Here is a 13,429-nt window from a genome sequence, read left to right on the forward strand (position 1 = left end):
CGGGGTTTTCCAAATCCGGGGATAGACATTTGTCGCACGGGCGGGCGTCAGGTGTCGGCTCGTGTCCGTTCGCGGCGCATTCGCAGGGCGGCGGGCCGGGGCAGTAGTCTGGCAGGATGCAGCAGCAGGACGTGGAGCAGCTCGTGGAGCAGGTGGCGCAGCGGCTCGGCCGGGGTCTCTCCCTCGAAGACCTCGACGGTCTGCTCCTCGCCTACAGCTCCAACCAGTCGCAGGCAGACCGCGTCCGGGTGAACTTCCTGCTCAGCAAGCGCGTCCCGGTGGATGTCATCGCCTGGCAGCTCTCGCACGGAATTGCCACGGCGGTCCGGCCGGTTGTCGTGCCGGCGAACGCAGACCTCGGCATGCTGGGCCGCATATGCGTGCCGCTGCTGGTGCGGGGCTTCCGGGTGGGGTACCTGTGGGTCCAGCTCGACGCCGAAGAACCAAGCGGTGCGTCCGTGCTCGCCCAGCTGCCGGACGTGGCGCGGGAACTCGAAGAACTGTCCTCCCTGCTGCTGGATTCCAACACGGCCGAGTCCGAGTTCCGCCGCCGTCGCGAACAGGAGTTCCTGGCCGCCTGCGCCGGCGAGGCCAACGCGGTGGCGGCCCTTGCTGGCTGGAAGGAAGTCCAGGGCAAGGGGCCATGGCAGCTGGTGACCATCCTGGACGCGGACGGCTGGGCGGGGGGATCGGATCCCATCGCCGATACCCTCATCCACCGCTCCGCGGCACTGCAGGCCACCATCGGCGTGGACGCCGCACTGTTCAGCGCCGGCACGGAGTCCCACGCGGTGGTGCTCTTCAAGGAGTCCACCGGACGGGCGGACCATGCCCAGGTGCTGGTTCATTATCAGCTGGAACTCGCCAAGCGCTCAGGGCGCACGGTCCGGCGGATCATCCTGGGCACGAGCGAGGGGTTCGCCAAGCCGCGCGAACTCGCCGAGGCCTACCGGCAGGCGCGGCAGGCGGCCCAGGCAGCGGCGGTGGATCCGCAACTGGGCGAACTCGTCGACTGCCGGGCCACCGGGGTCTACCAGCTTCTGGCCTCAGCCGGTGGCGGGGCGGGCGCGTGGGCGGACGCGGGCTCGGTGTATTTCCGGATCCTTGAGGACCACGACCGCAACCACGAGCTGCTGCCCGTGCTGGAGCTGTTTTACGACAACGACGGCTCGGTCCAGGAGGTCGCGACCAAGCTGCACCTCCACCGGAGCAGCATCTACAACCGGCTCGGCCGGATCCGGCAGGTGCTGGGCGTGGACCCGTTAAAAGGAATGGCGCGGCTGGAGCTGCATGCTGCCCTCAAGGCCCGGCGCTGGGCGGCCCGGCCGCGGATCTAGCCTCTTAACCCTCGTGCTTGGAGGCGTCGGCGTCGAGGGCCGGTCCGGCGCCCTGGCCGGCACGGTCGGCGTCGAGCCGGCGCGAGGCGCTCCGGCGGCGGGAAATCCGGCTTTCCATCCAGAGCGACACCGCCACGAATGCGACGCCGCTGGCCATGACGGTGGCGGTGTTGTTCAGGCCCATGGCGGTTCCGAGGATGCCGGCGAGCAGCATGGCGGCCAGGCCGGCCAGGATGTGCCATCCTCTGAATTTACCCACCATTGAAGTTTAACCCGCGCCCTCTCCGCGATCCGGCGCCGGAGCGCGATCGCCGCTTGATCCTCGTCACCGCTTCACGAAGCGCCTCTTTATGAAGCGCCTGTTTATGAAGCCGCTGGGTCGTCATCCTGGCCGGCCTGCGTAACCGCGTCCGGGCCGGGCTTCTTCTGCGTGTCGAGCCAGGCCATGATGTCGGCCAGCCGGATTCTTCGGTGCGTCCCGCGGTATTCCACCGGGATCTCGCCGCGGTCGGTCATGTTGCGCAGATACGTGTGCGAGATCCCCGCCAGTTCCGCGGCACGGGAGGTCGTCAACATTTCCTCGACGCTGCTGACAGTGACGGCCTCGCCGCGGCTGAACCGGCCCAGCAGATCGACGACGGCGTCCCTCGCCTCGGGCGGCAGGCGGTGGACGGTGCCGTCCACGAACACCGTGATGTCGTGGCCGCCGTCGAGGGCGTACTTGAGTTTCTGCGAGTCCTCGGACGGGAGGCCGGCCGTCACCCGGGGTGCAATGAGTGCCATGGGTGCATCCTAGCGGGTGGGTCCGTCGGCGAACCGGCCGACGGACCCAACGTTACAGTCCGAGGTCCTCCAGGACCGGCAGCTTGGCCCTGACCCAAGCCCGGGCCTCCGTGGCGCTGGGCGCGGACAGAGCCAGCTTGGCCAGCTCCTGCGCCTCGGCCAGGGTGACGGTCTTCAGCACCGTGGCCACGGCCGCGATCGAACGCGCCGTCATGGACAGCGTGGTGACGCCGAGGCCTGTGAGGACGACGGCGAGGGCAGGGTCCGCCGCGGCTTCGCCGCACACGCCGACGGGCTTATTGTGGCCCTCGGCCGCCGAGCCTTCCACGGTCAAGCCCACAAGCCTCAGCACGGCCGGCTGCCAGGGGGTGTTCAGGGCGGCCAGCGGGCCGAGCTGCCGGTCCGCGGCCATGGCGTACTGGGTGAGGTCGTTGGTGCCCAGGCTTGCGAAGCCGACTTCGCGGAGGATGGCCTCTGCCGTCAGGGCGGCCGACGGGACCTCCACCATGACGCCGGGGGTCTTGATCCCGGCGGCGGCGCACAGCGAGGCAAAGCGGGCGGCTTCCTCGGCCGTGGAGATCATCGGGGCCATCACCCAGACGTCGGCCTCGGACGCGTTCTCGGCCAGGGCGATCGCCTGCAGCTGACGCTCCAGGACGCCCGGCGTCGTGAAATCGGTCCGATAGCCGCGGACGCCCAGGGCAGGGTTGGGTTCGGTGGCGTCGGTCAGGAACGGCAGCGGCTTGTCCGCGCCCGCATCGAGCGTGCGGAGGACCACTTTCTTGCCCGGGAAAGCGTCGAAGACGCCCTTGTAGGCGGCGGCCTGTTCCTCGACGGTCGGTTCGGTGTCCCGCTCCAGGAAGCAGAACTCGGTGCGGAACAGCCCCACGCCCTGGGCGTTCAGGCCGGCCGCCGCCACGGCGTCCTTGGCGCCACCGACGTTGGCGAGGAGCGGGACGAGGTGGCCGTCCGCCGTCGTGCCCGTTCCGTCAAAGGCGGAAAGCAGTGATGCGGTGGCGGCCCAGTGGGCAGCGGCCGCCCGCTGGGACTCCTCCGGTTCGGCCGTGATGAGGCCGGCCGCACCGTCCACGTACACTTCGGTGCCGTCGGCGAGCTCGTCGACGCCGACGGCGGCGACCACCGCCGGCAGGCCCAGCGAACGGGCGATGATGGCGGTGTGGGACTGCGGGCCGCCGCCGGCGGTGACAAGGGCCAGGATCTTCTCCGGATCCAGGGTGGCGGTGTCCGCCGGGGCGAGGTCCTCGGCGATGAGGATGAACGGAGTCGCGGAAACGGGAATGCCCGGCGCGGGGACTCCGCGCAGTTCCGCCACGATCCGTGCCCGGACATCGAGGACATCGGTGGCGCGCTCGGCCATGTAGCCGCCCAGGTTATGCAGCATTTCCGAGACCGAGGCGCCGGCTTCCCAGATCGCCCGCTGCCCGGAAGTCCCACGGCCGATCAGTTTGGCGGCGGCTTTGAGCAGCATGGTGTCGGTGGCCATGAGGGCGGTGGCCTCGAGGACAGCCTTGCCGTCCCCGCTGACCGTTTCGGCACGCGCCTTGAGTTCGTCGTGGACCGCCTTCGCGGCAGCCTTCAGCGCCGCCGTCGCGTCTTCCGCCGTGACGTCGGCGGGCAGCTGCTCTCCGGCGGGCGGTTCGCTGATCGGTTTGGGCATCTGCCGGACGGTACCGATGATGCGGCCGGGGCTGACGCCTACTCCTGGGAAGTTCTGCACTGAAGGTCCTCATTCTCTGTCGTAGGCCAGTGGCCACTAAGCCGGTAAACCAGATGCCACAGCTGATCCTGCTGATCCCTTGTGCCTGCGGCTGACGGCTGCGTCAGCGGCGGATCACGGCATCTGCAAAAATTGTATGTGATGCAGTTCATATAGCGTTGCTATAGGTGCTAGGGTAGCGGTTATGAGTATCGATGGCCAGCTACCACCCAAGGCCCGGCTGCTGCGTGCGGCCGCCGAGCTCCTGGCCAACTCCGGCGGATCCGCGGTGTCAACCCGCCAGATTACTCAGCTGGCCGGTGTCACGGCACCGACCCTGTACCACCACTTTGGCGACAAGGAAGGGCTGTTCGACGCCGTCGTCGCAGCAGGTTTTGAGGAATATGTCGCTGGCGAACGCGATTTCGCGCCCTCTGGCCAGCCGCTGGAGGACATCCGGAGGATGTGGGACAACCACGTGCAGTTCGGGCTGAAGCAGCCGGAACTGTATCTCGTCATGTTCGGCAATATTCGCCCTGAGAGCCGGCCGGCGATCGTCGCCGACGCCGAGGCCCTCATGGAGGAGATGCTCAATAAGGCGGCTGTCTCCGGACAGCTCAACGTCCCGCCCAGGGAGGCGGCCCGGTCCATCCTGGCCGCCAACGTGGGTGTGACCCTCATGCTGATCGCGGAAAAGGTGCCCGAGCGCAATCTCGAGCTGTCCGCCATGACCCGCGACGCCATGATCTTTGCGGTTTCCGCGGAACAGGCCCGGAACAACGATTCCGGCGACACCGGGAAATCCTCGGTGGTTGTGGCTGCCATCGCATTGAACGCAGCACTTCAGGCCTCCCACTCGGACCAGCTCTCCAGCTCCGAACTCAAGCTCTTCCTCGAATGGCTTCACCGGATCTCCACCAGCTCCACCAGCTAGCTCGGCGAAATTATCGGACCATCCTGCAAAGCAGCGGGAACGACGGTTAGGAACTCACATGGCAACAGAGACAGTTGAGAAACCCCGCACCAGCATGCGGGTGCACGTCCAGAAATTCGGGACGTTCTTGTCCGGAATGATCATGCCCAACATCGGCGCCTTCATCGCGTGGGGCTTCATCACGGCGCTCTTCATCCCGGCAGGCTTCTTCCCCAATTCAGAGCTCGCCAAACTGGTCGGGCCGATCATCACGTACCTGCTCCCGCTTCTGATCGGCTACACCGGCGGCCGCATGGTCTACGGCGTCCGTGGCGGCGTGGTGGGTGCTGTGGCCACGATGGGCGTGATCGTCGGTACCGACATCCCCATGTTCATCGGCGCCATGATTCTGGGCCCTCTCACGGGCTGGCTCATGATGAAGGTCGACAAAATCTGGGAAGGCCGCGTCAAGCCCGGCTTCGAGATGCTGATCGACAACTTCTCGGCCGGCATTCTGGCCGCCATCATGGCGGTCGTCGGCATGATGATAGTCGGTCCGGTGGTGAAGGCGTTCAGCAACGGCGCCAGCGCCGTGGTCGAATGGCTGGTTGGGAACGGCCTGCTGCCCTTCACCAGCATCTTCATCGAGCCCGCCAAGGTCCTGTTCCTCAATAACGCCGTCAACCATGGCATCCTCACCCCATTGGGCACCCAGCAGGCGCTTGAGCAGGGCAAGTCCATCCTGTTCCTGCTCGAAGCCAATCCCGGTCCGGGCTTCGGCATCCTGCTCGCCTACAGCTTTTTCGGCAAGGGCCTGGCCAAGGCATCTGCGCCGGGCGCGGCCGTGATCCAGTTTGTCGGCGGCATCCATGAGATCTACTTCCCGTACGTCCTGATGAAGCCGATGATGATCTTCGCCGCAATCGGCGGCGGCATGACCGGCATCTTCACCCTGGTGGTCACCGGCGCCGGCCTCCGGTCCCCGGCCGCCCCGGGCAGCATCCTCGCGGTCTACGCCGCAACCGCCCGCGACAGCTACGTCGGCGTGACGCTCTCCGTGCTCTTCGCCACCACGGTGTCCTTCCTGATCGGCTCGGTGATCCTCAAAGCCAGCAAGGCAACCGCGGAAGACGACCTCGACCAGGCCACCCACAAGATGGAGGCCCTGAAGGGCAAGAAGAGCTCGGTTTCCTCCGCGCTGATCGGTGAGGGCGTCGGCGCCAGCGGCGTCGCTGTCCTCGCGACCCCGATCAAGAACATCGTTTTTGCGTGCGACGCCGGTATGGGTTCCAGCGCGATGGGCGCCTCGGTGCTCCGCAACAAGATCAAGGCCGCCGGGTTCCCGGAGGTCAAGGTCACCAACTCCGCCATCGCCAACCTCAGCGACTCCTACGACGTCGTCATCACGCACCAGGACCTGACCGAGCGGGCTAAGCCCGCGACCGCCAGCGCCGTGCATGTGTCCGTGGACAACTTCATGAACAGCCCTCGCTATGACGAAATCGTTGAGCTGGTCAGGGTCAGCAACACGGACGGGGGAGAGACTCCTGAGGCGGGCGCCGCAGACGTGGCCCCCGCCGCCGGTGCCACGCCGGAAGCGCAGGCAGAGGTTCCCGCGGAAGAAGCCGGTCCCGCGGGCATCCTGGTGGCCGAGAGTGTTGTCCTCAACGGCGCCGCAACCACCCGGGACGCCGCGATCGACGAGGCCGGGCAGCTCCTGCTGGACCGCGGCGCCGTCGACACCGGCTACCTGGACGCCATGCACGAGCGCGAGGAATCCGTCTCCACCTACATGGGCAGCTACCTCGCCATCCCGCACGGCACCAACGCCGCGAAAGACCACATCATGAAGTCCGCGGTCTCGGTGATCCGCTACCCGAACGGCATCGACTGGAACGGCAAGGAAGTGAAGTTCGTGGTCGGCGTGGCCGGCGTCAACAACGAACACCTGCACATCCTGTCCTCCATCGCCAAGGTCTTCACCAACAAGGCACAGGTGGCGCAGCTTGAGGCGGCCACCACGGTTGATGAAGTGCTGGCCCTCTTCGGAAAGGTCAACTCCTAGTGAAGGCTGTTCATTTCGGAGCCGGAAACATCGGCCGCGGATTCGTGGGCCTGCTGCTGCACGAAGCGGGGTACGAGGTGGTGTTCGCCGACGTCGCGGACGCCCTCATCACCCAGCTGGCCGCCGCGGACAGCTATCAGGTCCACGAAGTCGGAGACGTCCCCGCCGTCCGTACCGTCGATAACTTCCGCGCGCTGAACTCCGGAACCCAGGAGTCCGACGTCGTCGCGGAAATCGCGACGGCGGACATCGTCACCACCGCCGTGGGCCCGCACATCCTGAAGTTCGTGGCGCCCGTGATCGCCAAGGGAATCGCGGCCCGGCCGACGGGGCTGGCGCCGCTGCAGGTGATGGCGTGTGAAAACGCCATCAATGCAACCGACATCCTGAAGTCCGAGGTGGCCGCCCAGTGGGATCCGGCCGCCGGAGCCTTGGACGCCGCCGCCGTTTTTGCCAACACGGCGGTGGACCGGATTGTGCCCAACCAGGAAGCCGGGCAGGGCCTGGACGTCACGGTGGAGACGTTCTATGAGTGGGTGATCGACCGTACGCCGTTCGCCGGGAAGCAGCCGGTGATCCCGGGCGCGACGTTTGTGGACAATTTGGCGCCATACATCGAGCGGAAGCTGTTCACCGTGAACACCGGCCACGCGGCAGCGGCCTACTTTGGTTTTGAGGCCGGCCTGCGCAAGATTTCCGAGGCCATGGCCGATCAGGATGTCGCCGCCGACGTGCGGGCCGTCCTGGACGAAACCAAGGAGCTCCTGGTGGCCAAGCACGGCTTCAACCGTGCGGAGCAGGAAGCCTACGTGGAGAAGATTCTGGGCCGGTTCTCCAACCCGCACCTGCCGGATACCGTCAACCGGGTGGGACGTGCGCCGCTGCGAAAACTCAGCCGTCACGAACGCTTCATCGGTCCGGCCGCTGAACTGGCCGAACGCGGGATTGTCCCGGAAGCGCTGCTCGGGGCGATCGCCGCGGCCCTGCGCTTCAACGATCCGGCCGACGCCGAGGCCGTGGAGCTCGCGAAAATCCTGTCCGCGTCCACGCCGGGCGAGGCCACGGAGAAGATCACCGGACTGGCGCCGGACCACCCGCTCTTCGCCGCCGTCTCCTCCCTCATTGAGGAAGCCAAGGCCGTCGTCTAACCGCCCCAGCCCTACGACGCTCCCTCAGGTCGCGCGGGTTTTTCGGTGACGCTCCCTCAGGTCGCGCGGGTTTTTCGGTGACGCTCCCTCAGCTGATGGTCCGACACAGACCCTCCCTCACTTCTGGTGAGGGAGGGTCTGTGTTTTTGACGCGAAAAGTGAGGGAGGGTCTGGCTATTGACCATTAGGGTGCCTAACTGTTAGGCTACCTAACTATGAACGCCAGTGAACCAGTTGATCCCGGCCTCCTCGCCCTCGCGCAGGACTTCCGTGAGGCCCTGCGCCACAGCATCTACCTGGTCCGGCGCCTGGATGCCGACGGCGAACTCAGTGCCGCCCAGCTCAGCACCCTCAAGATGCTGATGGACGCCGGGCCCGGTTCCCTAGACGATGGCGCCTCCGCGACCGGAGTGCGGGTGGGTGAAATCGCCCGGAACCTCGGCGTCAAAGTGCCCAGCGCCACCGAGCAGATCATCAAGCTTGAGCGCGCCGGCCTCGCCCGCCGGGAGCCGGATCCGGACGACTCGCGCGCCGTCCGGGTGAGGCTCACCGAGGCCGGCCGCGCCGCCGTCGAATCCGCCAACGAACGCCGCAACGCCGTGATGGCAGGCATCCTCTCGTCCCTTCCGGACGATGACCGCGCGGCCCTCGCGGCCGCCCTTCCGGTCATCAGCAGGATCAACGCGACGCTTCAGGCCTGATACTCAACCGAAATTCCCCCATTTAGGAGTGCCCCATGCACGGCCAGTCCGTCGACACCCTGTCGGCAGCCGAAGTTACCCTCGAGGCCGAGAAGACCTCACTACTCAAACAGCCCAAGGCGGTGTGGGCGACGGCCCTCGCTGCCGTCTTCGCCTTCATGGGCATCGGCCTGGTGGACCCCATCCTGCCGGCGATCGCGAAAAACCTCGACGCCTCGCCGAGCCAGGTGTCGCTGCTCTTCACGAGCTATTTCCTGGTCACCGCCGTCGCCATGCTGATCACCGGCTATGTCTCGTCCCGGATCGGCGGGAAGCGAACACTGCTGATCGGGTTGGCCGTGATCGTTGTGTTCGCCTCGCTCTCCGGCACGTCGGGCAGTGTGGCTGAGCTTATCGGCTTCCGGGCCGGCTGGGGCCTGGGCAATGCCTTGTTCGTGGCCACGGCGCTGGCCGTGATTGTCGGTGTCGCGAGCGGCGGCGCCGGGACGGCGATCATCCTGTACGAGGCCGCCCTCGGCCTGGGCATTTCCCTCGGCCCGCTCCTGGGCGCCCTGCTGGGCGGCTGGCAGTGGCGCGCGCCGTTCTTCGGCACCGCCGTGCTCATGGCCGCCGCGTTCATCGCGCTCATTGCGCTGCTGCCCAAGACCCCGCTGCCGGAACGCAAGGTCCGGCTCCGGGACCCGCTGCTGGCCCTGGGCCACAAGGGACTCAGGACGACGGCGGCCAGCGGCCTGTTCTACAACTACGGCTTCTTCACGGTCCTGGCCTTCACGCCCTTCATCCTCGGCATGGACGCCTACGGGATCGGCGGGGTGTTCTTCGGCTGGGGTGTCGCCGTGGCCGTGTTCTCGGTCTTTGCCGCACCCGTGCTGCAGAACCGCTTCGGGGCGGTCCGGGTCCTCACCGGCACGCTGGCCCTGCTGATGCTGGACCTGGTGGGACTGGGTCTCGCCGCCGGGCACTCGGTGCCCGCCGTCGTGGTTCTCGTCGTCATTTCCGGGGCGCTCCTGGGCATCAACAACACGGTGTACACCGAGCTGGCCATGGGGGTTTCCGATTCGCCGCGGCCGGTGGCCTCCGCGGGTTACAACTTTGTGCGCTGGATGGGCGGTGCCCTGGCGCCGTTTGCCGCCGCCCAGCTGGGCGAGCACTTCGGCCCGCAGGTGCCCTTCTTCGCCGGCGCGCTGGCCATGGTGATCGCGATTGCCGTCGTCTTCGGCGGTCGCCGTTACCTGGCGGCGCACGAGCCACACGTGGTCTAACGAGCCGAATCAACAGAAACGCCCATGTTCCGCGGAACATGGGCGTTTCTGTTACTACTTCCAGGTGCCGGGTCAGGCCCTGACGGAATCCTTGGCCGGATCCTTCGCGGATCCCTTCGGCACGAACAGTGTCTCGGCCTGCTCCAGCGACATGCCGTTGGTTTCGGGCACCTTGAACATGACAAAGAAGAACGACGCCGCGGCGAACAGCGCGTACATGGCGTACGTCAGGGGCAGCGAGGCCGCGGCCATCACGGGGAAGCTCAAGGTGATGGCGAAGTTGGCGATCCACTGCGCGGCGGCGGCCAGCCCCAGGGCCCTGGCGCGGATCCGGGACGGGAAGATCTCGCCCAGCAGCACCCACACCAACGGGCCCCAGGAGGCGCCGAAGCTGATGACAAAGACGTTCGCGGCCACGAGCGCGGCCGGGCCCCAGGCGCCCGGCAGGGTAATGGCGTCGCCGGAGCCAGTGGCCGATCCGAACGCCAGGGCCATGGTGCCCAGCGAGAGCGCCATGCCGATGGAGCCCGAGAGCAGGATGGGACGGCGTCCGATCCGGTCCACGAGGGCGATCGCCACCAGGGTCACCAGGATGTTCGTGATGGCGGTGGCTACGGAGATGGTGAGGGAGTCCTTTTCCTGGAATCCCACGGCCTTCCACAGGGTGGTGGAGTAGTAGAAGATCACGTTGATGCCGACGAACTGCTGGAGCACGGAGAGGATGATGCCGACCCAGACAACCGGCTTCAGGCCGAGCGCCTTGCCGCGCAGGGACCCCTTCTGCCCGGCGAGCTTGTCCTCCTCGATGGCCTTTTTGATCTCGCGCAGGTGGCGGTCGCTGTCCTCGTTCGGGGCAATGGACTGGAAGACCTTGAGGGCCTCCTCATCCTTGCCCTTGAACACCAGGAAACGCGGGGACTCCGGCAGGGTGAAGGCAATCACGCCGTACACGACGGCGGGGACGGCGGCCGCCATGAACATCCAGCGCCAGGCCTCCAGGCCGAACCACAGGTCCTGGCCGGCGCCGCCTGCGGTGGTGGCGAAGATGGCGTCGGAGAGCAGTGCGGCAAAGATGCCGGTGGTGATGGCGAGCTGCTGGAGTGAGGCCAGGCGTCCGCGGACGTGCCGCGGCGAAATTTCGGAGATGTAGGCCGGTGCAATCACGGAGGCGAGGCCAATGCCCAGGCCGCCGATCAGGCGCCAGAAGATCAGGTCCCAGACGCCGAAGGAGAAGCCGGTGCCGATGGCGCTGACCAGGAACAGCAGGGCGCCCAGCTTCATGGCCGGGATCCGGCCGAAGCGGTCGGCCACCTTGCCGGCGAGGTAGGCGCCCGCCGCGCAACCGAGCAACGCGACGGCCACGGCGAAGCCGGTCACGGCCTCGCTGAGGGCGAACTCGTCCTTGATGGCGTCCACGGCGCCGTTAACCACCGACGAGTCGAAGCCGAAGAGGAAGCCGCCGATAGCGCCCGCCACTGCAAGCCAGATCACCCGTTGGGGGATCTTGGCGGTGGTTTGGTCCTGGGTGATGGTCATATGGCTCCCTCGGCAATTCGTGGTCCACGGCCTGCGCCGCAACTACCCAGTCTTACACCGGACGCAGTGCGGCGTTTGTCACAGGGCCGGAAAGTGAGAGAAAACTTACACTCTGTTGGGCGGCCGCCAACGGCCGCAAAGCAGGCGCCCCGTCGCGGAGCCGACGGCGTCACGCGGAACAGACTTTCGACGTCGGGCCCCTCCCCGGAGTCCGGTTTTGCGGCAGACAGCAACGGCAGGCAGTCCAAAAGACTGCCTGCCGTGACGCGGAGTGGGCGGGTTCTTAGTGGGCCGCGGCCGCGGCACTTTCCCGGGCGATCGTCTTCGGGTCGGTGAGCTTCTTGTTCGGCAGGGCGAAGGTGATCAGGAAGGCGATGCCGGTGAGTACGGCGGCCGTGAGCATGACGGCGTCGATCGACTGCGCGAAGCCCTCGATGATGGGGCGGGTCAGCGTCGGGTTGGCGGTGTGCAGCCAGCTGGTGTCGTTCAGCGAGTCGTTGCTGGCGCCGTTCTTAAAGAAGTCGTACAGCTTGGCGTTGGCCGGGTCGGCGGCCACGGCGGGATCCTTGAGCACCTTGAGGTAGTCCGCGTTCTGCACGGCGTCCTTCATGCCGGTGGCGATTTTGTCCGCGGCGAGGCTGAAGAGCATCGAGATGAACACGGCCGTTCCAACGGCGCCGCCCATGGAGCGGAAGAACGCGGCGGAGGAGGTGCCCACGCCCATGTCCTTCGAGGGAACGGAGACCTGCATGGCCAGCGTCAGCGGCTGCATGCAGAAGCCCAGGCCGAGGCCGAAGAAGACCGCGATGACGCCCGGGACCCACAGCGGCGTGTCGACGCCAAGCGAGAGGCCCATGACGATGGCGGCCGCGGTCAGGACCGCGGTGCCCAGGATCGGGAAGATCCGGTACGTGCCCGACGCGGAAATGGTCCGGCCGGCCGTGATGGAGCCGGTGAGGATGCCCACCGTGAAGGTGATCATCATGAGGCCGGCCTCGGTGGGGGTCAGGCCCTTGACCAGCTGCAGGTACATGGGAAGCATGGCGATGGCGCCGAACATGCCAATGCCGATGATGAAGTTCAACAGCGAGGACAGGCCGAAAGTGGTGTTCCGGAACAGCCGCAGCGGGATCAGCGCGTAGTCGGCCGCATGCCGTTCGGCCAGCAGGAACGCGATGATGCCCACGACGCCCAGCCCGTAGCAGATGTAGGAGTTGGTGGAGCTCCAGCCCCAGCTGCGGCCCTGCTCGGCGACGAGGAGGAGGGGAACGATCGCCAGCGTGATGGCCGCGGCTCCCCAGTAGTCGATCTTCTGCTTGACGTGCTTGGCGGGCAGGTGCAGGTACATGAACACCACGGCGAGGGCCGCGAGGCCGATCGGGATGTTGATGAGGAACACCCAGCGCCAGCCGTCGATTCCGAGGATGGTCTCGGTGCCTGCGAAGGCGCCGCCGATCACCGGGCCCAGCACCGAGGAGACGCCGAAGACCGACATGAAGTAGCCCTGGTACTTGGCGCGGTCCTTGAGCGCCACGATGTCGCCGATGATGGTCAGGGCGAGGGCCAGGAGGCCGCCGGCGCCCATGCCCTGGATGCCGCGGGCGATTGCGAGTTCGGTCATGGAGTGGACCGAGCCGGCGTACAGCGAGCCGGCGAGGAAGATCAGGATGGCGATGAGGTACAGCGGGCGGCGTCCGAAGATGTCGCTGAGCTTGCCGTAGAGCGGCGTGCTCACCGTGGAGGTGATCAGGTAGGCCGTGGTGGCCCAGGCCTGCAGCGACAAGCCGTCGAGGTCGTTGGCGATCGTATAGATCGAGGTGGACACGATCGTCTGGTCCAGCGATGACAGGAACATGCCGAGCATGAGTCCGACCATGACGGTGATGGTCTGACGATGGGTCAGGACCTCTCCCGCGGCGCGCACGGAGGTGGTTTTGGACATGACTGCTCCAAGGGGAAGTGGGGGG

General features: G+C 66.9%; 11 protein-coding genes. 6 read left to right on the plus strand and 5 right to left on the minus strand.

The window, feature by feature from the left end:
• Positions 1-116: 116 nt before the first annotated feature.
• On the plus strand, positions 117-1,337 hold the full coding sequence (locus tag AB4Y72_RS17355) for a PucR family transcriptional regulator (RefSeq protein ID WP_441427379.1): 1,221 nt from the start codon (positions 117-119) through the stop codon (positions 1,335-1,337).
• Between the two features lie 4 nt (positions 1,338-1,341).
• Here AB4Y72_RS17355 and AB4Y72_RS17360 read toward each other — a convergent pair whose 3' ends face one another.
• From AB4Y72_RS17360 to ptsP, 3 genes are all read right to left on the minus strand, one after another.
• Entirely contained in the window at positions 1,342-1,596 is a 255-nt protein-coding gene (locus tag AB4Y72_RS17360) for a hypothetical protein (RefSeq protein ID WP_441427380.1), read from the minus strand.
• A gap of 104 nt (positions 1,597-1,700) precedes the next feature.
• Complete coding sequence (locus AB4Y72_RS17365) at positions 1,701-2,120, minus strand: helix-turn-helix domain-containing protein (RefSeq protein ID WP_441427381.1); 420 nt, start codon at positions 2,118-2,120, stop codon at positions 1,701-1,703.
• Between the two features lie 52 nt (positions 2,121-2,172).
• Positions 2,173-3,858 carry a phosphoenolpyruvate--protein phosphotransferase gene (gene ptsP / locus AB4Y72_RS17370; RefSeq protein WP_441427382.1) on the minus strand — a complete coding sequence of 562 codons (1,686 nt, stop codon included), beginning with the start codon at positions 3,856-3,858 and terminating at the stop codon, positions 2,173-2,175.
• Positions 3,859-4,042: 184 nt separating this feature from the next.
• Between ptsP and AB4Y72_RS17375 the strand changes: the two genes are divergently transcribed.
• The 5 genes from AB4Y72_RS17375 to AB4Y72_RS17395 all read left to right on the plus strand — a co-directional run bounded on the left by AB4Y72_RS17375 (position 4,043) and on the right by AB4Y72_RS17395 (position 9,926).
• Positions 4,043-4,771 carry a TetR/AcrR family transcriptional regulator gene (locus tag AB4Y72_RS17375; RefSeq protein WP_441427383.1) on the plus strand — a complete coding sequence of 243 codons (729 nt, stop codon included), beginning with the start codon at positions 4,043-4,045 and terminating at the stop codon, positions 4,769-4,771.
• 58 nt (positions 4,772-4,829) lie between these two features.
• On the plus strand, positions 4,830-6,815 hold the full coding sequence (locus AB4Y72_RS17380) for a PTS mannitol transporter subunit IICBA (protein WP_441427384.1): 1,986 nt from the start codon (positions 4,830-4,832) through the stop codon (positions 6,813-6,815).
• Positions 6,815-7,963 (plus strand): mannitol-1-phosphate 5-dehydrogenase, encoded by a 1,149-nt coding sequence (locus AB4Y72_RS17385; RefSeq protein WP_441427385.1) that lies wholly within the window; start codon positions 6,815-6,817, stop codon positions 7,961-7,963. The genes AB4Y72_RS17380 and AB4Y72_RS17385 overlap by 1 nt, the downstream gene beginning before the upstream one ends.
• Positions 7,964-8,178: 215 nt before the next feature.
• Positions 8,179-8,664 (plus strand): MarR family winged helix-turn-helix transcriptional regulator, encoded by a 486-nt coding sequence (locus AB4Y72_RS17390; protein ID WP_441427386.1) that lies wholly within the window; start codon positions 8,179-8,181, stop codon positions 8,662-8,664.
• 35 nt (positions 8,665-8,699) lie between these two features.
• Positions 8,700-9,926: an MFS transporter gene (locus tag AB4Y72_RS17395; protein ID WP_441427387.1), complete on the plus strand. Its 1,227-nt coding sequence runs from the start codon at positions 8,700-8,702 to the stop codon at positions 9,924-9,926.
• A 72-nt stretch (positions 9,927-9,998) separates the two neighbouring features.
• On the opposite strand, the gene AB4Y72_RS17400 is transcribed toward AB4Y72_RS17395, so the two are convergent.
• Together AB4Y72_RS17400 and AB4Y72_RS17405 are read right to left on the minus strand one after the other, a co-directional pair.
• Positions 9,999-11,462, minus strand: a complete 1,464-nt coding sequence (locus AB4Y72_RS17400) for a sugar porter family MFS transporter (protein WP_441427388.1) — start codon at positions 11,460-11,462, stop codon at positions 9,999-10,001.
• A 283-nt stretch (positions 11,463-11,745) separates the two neighbouring features.
• A complete protein-coding gene (locus AB4Y72_RS17405) occupies positions 11,746-13,404 on the minus strand; it encodes an MDR family MFS transporter (RefSeq protein ID WP_441427389.1) in 1,659 nt (552 codons plus the stop codon).
• Positions 13,405-13,429: the final 25 nt, after the last annotated feature.

Source organism: Arthrobacter sp. YAF34, from assembly GCF_052113245.1.
Classification (GTDB): Bacteria; Actinomycetota; Actinomycetes; order Actinomycetales; family Micrococcaceae; genus Arthrobacter.

What these genes read in the sequence shown, in the direction of transcription:
- AB4Y72_RS17365 (WP_441427381.1), bottom strand. Translation starts at nt 2,120, where the DNA reads ATGGCACTCATTGCACCCCGGGTGACGGCCGGCCTCCCGTCCGAGGAC.
- AB4Y72_RS17390 (WP_441427386.1), top strand. Translation starts at nt 8,179, where the DNA reads ATGAACGCCAGTGAACCAGTTGATCCCGGCCTCCTCGCCCTCGCGCAG.
- AB4Y72_RS17400 (WP_441427388.1), bottom strand. Translation starts at nt 11,462, where the DNA reads ATGACCATCACCCAGGACCAAACCACCGCCAAGATCCCCCAACGGGTG.
- AB4Y72_RS17395 (WP_441427387.1), top strand. Translation starts at nt 8,700, where the DNA reads ATGCACGGCCAGTCCGTCGACACCCTGTCGGCAGCCGAAGTTACCCTC.
- AB4Y72_RS17355 (WP_441427379.1), top strand. Translation starts at nt 117, where the DNA reads ATGCAGCAGCAGGACGTGGAGCAGCTCGTGGAGCAGGTGGCGCAGCGG.
- AB4Y72_RS17405 (WP_441427389.1), bottom strand. Translation starts at nt 13,404, where the DNA reads ATGTCCAAAACCACCTCCGTGCGCGCCGCGGGAGAGGTCCTGACCCAT.
- AB4Y72_RS17375 (WP_441427383.1), top strand. Translation starts at nt 4,043, where the DNA reads ATGAGTATCGATGGCCAGCTACCACCCAAGGCCCGGCTGCTGCGTGCG.
- AB4Y72_RS17380 (WP_441427384.1), top strand. Translation starts at nt 4,830, where the DNA reads ATGGCAACAGAGACAGTTGAGAAACCCCGCACCAGCATGCGGGTGCAC.